At 28.2% G+C, this 5103-nt stretch carries 2 protein-coding genes; both read right to left on the bottom strand.

The features are described from left to right. The coding region (locus ACTHUW_RS12410; protein WP_442213476.1) for a condensation domain-containing protein at positions 1-1373 on the bottom strand (1373 nt) is incomplete at its 3' end. A 38-nt stretch (positions 1374-1411) separates the two neighbouring features. Then, the coding region (locus ACTHUW_RS12415) for an amino acid adenylation domain-containing protein (RefSeq protein WP_442213478.1) at positions 1412-5103 on the bottom strand (3692 nt) is incomplete at its 5' end.

The following is a 5103-nucleotide window of genomic DNA, read 5'->3' on the forward strand; positions in this document are numbered from 1 at the left end:
TTTGTAACCTTTTCCTTTTCTATTTCATCTATCATATTCAAAGAACCTATATTTTTTTCTGGATTATTCACCATCTCTAATAATAAATAATCCAATTTTTCTAAAATAAATTTTATTTCATGAGCTGAATATTTACTAGTATTATATAAAATATCAAAAGTTAAAGTATCTTTAACATCTACTCCTATACAAATATCATAGTTTGTTTCTTCTCTTCCTGATTCCTCCACAATTTCAAAATTCATAGATAAATCCATTCCTGAATCTGATACATAATAATTTTCAAAAACAAATAAAGTATCAAAAAGTTGGCCTTCCATGGAGCTTTGTTTTTGTATTTCACTTAAAGCATAATAATCATATTCTTGACTTTCAAAAGCTTGTCTATCCATATCTTTTAATAAATCTATAACTTTGTTGTCTTTAGTAGATTTTACACGTACTGGAACTGTATTTATAAACAATCCAATTGCATTCTCAATATTTTTTACTCTTGCATTGCGACCTGAAACTATCTTTCCAAAAACAACATCTTCACAAACATTATATTTTTGCAATAATATGCTCCATGCTGTTTCTACTATTCTATTTAAAGTCATATTATTCTTTTTAGCAAAATCCCTGACTTTCTTACTTCTATCTAATGTCATGCTATGAATTACACAATTCCCCTCAGAGTTCATTGGTTCACTTTCTATTGGAATAATACCTGCTACTGTATTATATCCATATAGCAGGTTTTTCCAATAATTCAAGGCTTTCCTATGATCTTGTTCCTGTAACCATTTAATAAAATTACCATAGGATCCAACCTCTTTTTTCTCTATAAGAGCTTTATCTTCTAATTTTTCATAGTCTATCCCCTGATTCATTAATTCATAAAATCTAAAAAAATCACCTATAAGAATAGAATTGCACCATCCATCTAAAAGTATATGATGGGAGCTCCATAATATAACATGTTCATCTTCAGCTATTTCTATAAAAGTTATACGAAGAAGACTATCATTTTCTAAATTAAAATCTCTTTTAATATCTTCTTCTTTAATAGTTTTTAAAATATTAGATCTTTCATTTATGGTTACATCTTGAATATTTTCCTTTTGCATTTCAATTTTTCTATTTTTCAAAACTACTTGCCATGGCTTACCCGTAGATTTTGTTATAACTATAGCTGTTCTTAAAGCATCATATTTTAAAGAGAGTAAAGATATGCTTTTTCTAATATAATTCTCATTAATCTTCCCCTTTAACTTAAAAGAGTTCTGAATGAAGTAACTGGAATCCTCACAATTCTTTAACTTTTCAAATAAAATCCCTTCTTGAAGGGGGGATAGAGCATAAATGCTTTGAATATTTTTCTTATTTTTCACTACCAATCTCCTTTCATATTTTATATTTATCAATTTGTCTAACCAAAAATATCCATTATATCCTCTAATTCTTGAGCTTCCATGTCTGAAGCACCAAAATCTGATAATGTAGCTACTGCTTCTTCCTTACTACAGCAGTGCTCAATGATTCCAATTAATGATTCAATATATGAATTGCATAAATTTCTTATACTATCTCTAGTAAATTTACCTTCCTTATAATTCACATATCCGTATAACTTACCATTATTTAATTGCATATCAATACTTATATCATGAGGAAGTTCATTTCCCTCTGCTATAGTTAAACCTGCACTTATGGAAGACATATTGAATGTACTTTCTTCTTTTATATTAAGATTCATATCCCCCATATAGTTAAAAATAATAGAAGGTATTGACTTTCTTGCATCAAGCTTTCTATATTTCCATAATGCATATCCAATTCCTAAGTTAGGAACCCTTCTTAACATCTCTTTAGTTTCTACTAAATTCTCTTTTAAAGTATCATAACTTTGTAAATAAATTGGATAAATGCTTGTAAACCAACCTAATGTTCTATCTAGATGGATATTCTCATTCATATCATTTCTTCCATGACTTTCTAAATCTACAGTAATACCATCCATACCTTTCCAATTTTTAATTGCTAACATTAGAGAAGTTAATAATATATCATTTACATTCATATTATAAGCTTCTAATGATTCGTAAATAAGCTTATGAGTAATATTAGAATCAATTTCCAATCTTTCATAATTATAATTTCCCTTAGATAAATTAATTTCTCTTGGTATTTGAGTATTATCAATATGAGAATATATGTCTTCCCAATATTTACTTTCCTTTTGAAATTTAAAACTTGTTGAATATGCATCTAACATTTTTGACCATTGTTTATATGATGCTGTTTTATCCGGTAAAACTATTTCCTTATTTTCTTCAGCTAGATTATAACCTAATAAAAGATCTTCCAATAGAATTCTCCATGATACACCATCTACAACAAAATGATGAATTGATATCATTAAATAATCGCATTTATTCGTTTTGAATAATGCAATTTTCATTAGAGGTCCATTTTCTAAATCCATAGTTCTTTGAATTTTAGTACATTCTTCTTCAATTCTATCTTCAAGATTTGTCCAATTACTGCTATCAAGAATCTTAAGAGTATATTTCTTGCTTTCATTCATTGGCAAAATTACTTGATGATTTTCTTTAAAAACAACCCTAAGGATATCATGAGTTTTTACTAAAGCATCTAATGTTTCCCTTAAAGCAGTTTCAGACAGTGTCTTTTTACTTTCTAATATTACAGTTTGATTATAGTGATTCCTGTTAGCTAAATTCCAATTAATAAATGTCTTTTGAATAGGAGTTAAATCTAACTCTCCGTTTATCTCTCCTTGTTCATACTGAATTGTTATTTCTTTTATTTCTCTAGCTAAACTTTCCACACAATGTAAAAGCATAATATCTCTAACAGAAATCTCATAACCTAATTCTCTAGCTTTTGATACCACTCTAATAGACTTGATAGAATCTCCACCTAATTCAAAGAAATTATCTTTTATTCCTACTTGTTTAACACCTAATACTTCTTCAAATATCTTACATAGAATCTTTTCAACATCAGTAGTTGGTGCTACATATTCATCTTCTCTTACATATTCAATTTCAGGTAAAGCTTTTTTATCAACTTTTCCATTTGCTGTTAATGGTACTTTATCTATAGCTTTAAAATAATGGGGAATCATATATTCAGGTAATTCTTCTCTCAATTCCTCTTTTATTTCAGATATATTTAATTCTTTTCCTTCCTCCATTACTACATAGGATAAGATTGCTTTATCTTTATCTGAAACATCTTTAATTATAGCTACTGAATTTTTAATACCTTCTTGATTTCTTAATACTTCTTCTATTTCTTTTAATTCAACTCTATATCCTCTTATTTTAACTTGTTCGTCTATTCTTCCTAGATATTCTAACTGCCCATTAAGCAACCATCTTGCTAAGTCTCCAGTACGATACATTTTTCCTTCTCCAAATGGATTATCTACAAACTTTTCTCTTGTAAGCTCTTCTTTATTTAAATATCCTCTACCTATTCCCGAACCTGTAATACACAATTCTCCTGGAACATTTATACTACAAAGTTTATCTTTATTCATAATATATATCTTGGCATTATCTATAGCTTTTCCGATAGATATACCTTTAGATGATCCTCTTGTCTTTTTTCCCTTTTCATCCAATCCCAGATATACATAATCACAACAACCTACGGTTGCCTCTGTTGGGCCATATTCATTATGAATTTTAATATCCGTTCCAAATTGATCCAATACTTTTTGAGTTGTAGACATTTCTAACTCTTCTCCACCAACGATTAAAGTCTTAAGATTACTTAATTGTCTTGGATTTTCTTGTATTGCCATTTTTAAATGAGATGGAGTCATTTTTGCAAAGTTATATTTATCTTTTTGGAAAATCTCAGTTAAAGTTTCTTCTATATCATCTTGTTTAATTACTACTTTGCCTCCTGTACATAATGGTAAAAATAATGTAGTTACCGTTAGGTCAAAAGCTATGCTTGTAAATAATGGTACAGACATTTCTTCAATAGCATAAGCTTTCTTTCCATATTCTAAATAATTAAACAGATTCCCATGTTCTATCATTACACCTTTTGGTTTTCCAGTCGTTCCAGAAGTATAAATAATGTATACCAAATCATCTTGTTTATGACTTCTTTCTATATTTTCCTTTTCTAATTCATCACTAGATATATCATTTACCTCTTCTTTTAAGTTAAAAATTGATATATTTGTAGTTATAATATCTTCTGAAATAACTTGAGACTCTCCTAATAACACTACCTTCGGTTTAGAATCTTCTATTACATACTTCTGACGCTCTAATGGATAACTTGGATCTATAGGTACATAAGCTCCTCCAGCTTTTATGACTGCATATATACCTACCATCATATCTGCATTTCTTTCTGTTAATAAAACAACTCTTTCACCAGGAATAATTCCCATTACACGTAATTTCTTTGCTAGATGATTTGCTTTATTATTTAATTCTTGATAAGTTAAATTTATGTTTCCATCTACCACTGCTATCTTTTGAGGATTTTTCTTAACTGTTTCTTCAAATAATTCCTTTACTGTTTTTCTTTTTGTATATTTTTTTTCTGTATCATTAAAATTTTTTAATATACTTAGTGTTTCTTTTTCATTTGAAAGACTAAGTTCACCAATGGTCTTATTAGGATTTAACATCAATTCTTTAATAACATAGAAATAATGATTAAGAAGTATTTTTCCACTTTCCTTTTTAAATAAAGCCTTGCAATATGTTAAATCTAGATGATAGCTTTCTTCACCATATTCCATATTAAAATCTAAATCAAATTTTGCAACAGGCCTTTGACTTATATTTCCTAAGGTCCAATCTTTTGTTTTAAATCTTACTTCCTCATTGTTTTGAAAAGTGAACATAACATCAAAAAGTGGATTTCTGCTTAAGTCACGATTTTCTGCTACATTCTCCACTAATTCTTCAAAAGGATACTCTTGGTTTTCAAATGCTTCTAAACAATGTTCTTTTATTTCCTCTAAGAAAGTCTTAACCGACTTATTTTTTTCTGGATATCCTCTCATAGCCAATGTATTTACAAACATTCCAACAATATTTTCAGTATCAGGATGAGTCCTTC

This window comes from Senegalia sp. (in: firmicutes), assembly GCF_052088025.1.
Classification (GTDB): domain Bacteria; phylum Bacillota; class Clostridia; order Tissierellales; family SIT17; genus Anaeromonas.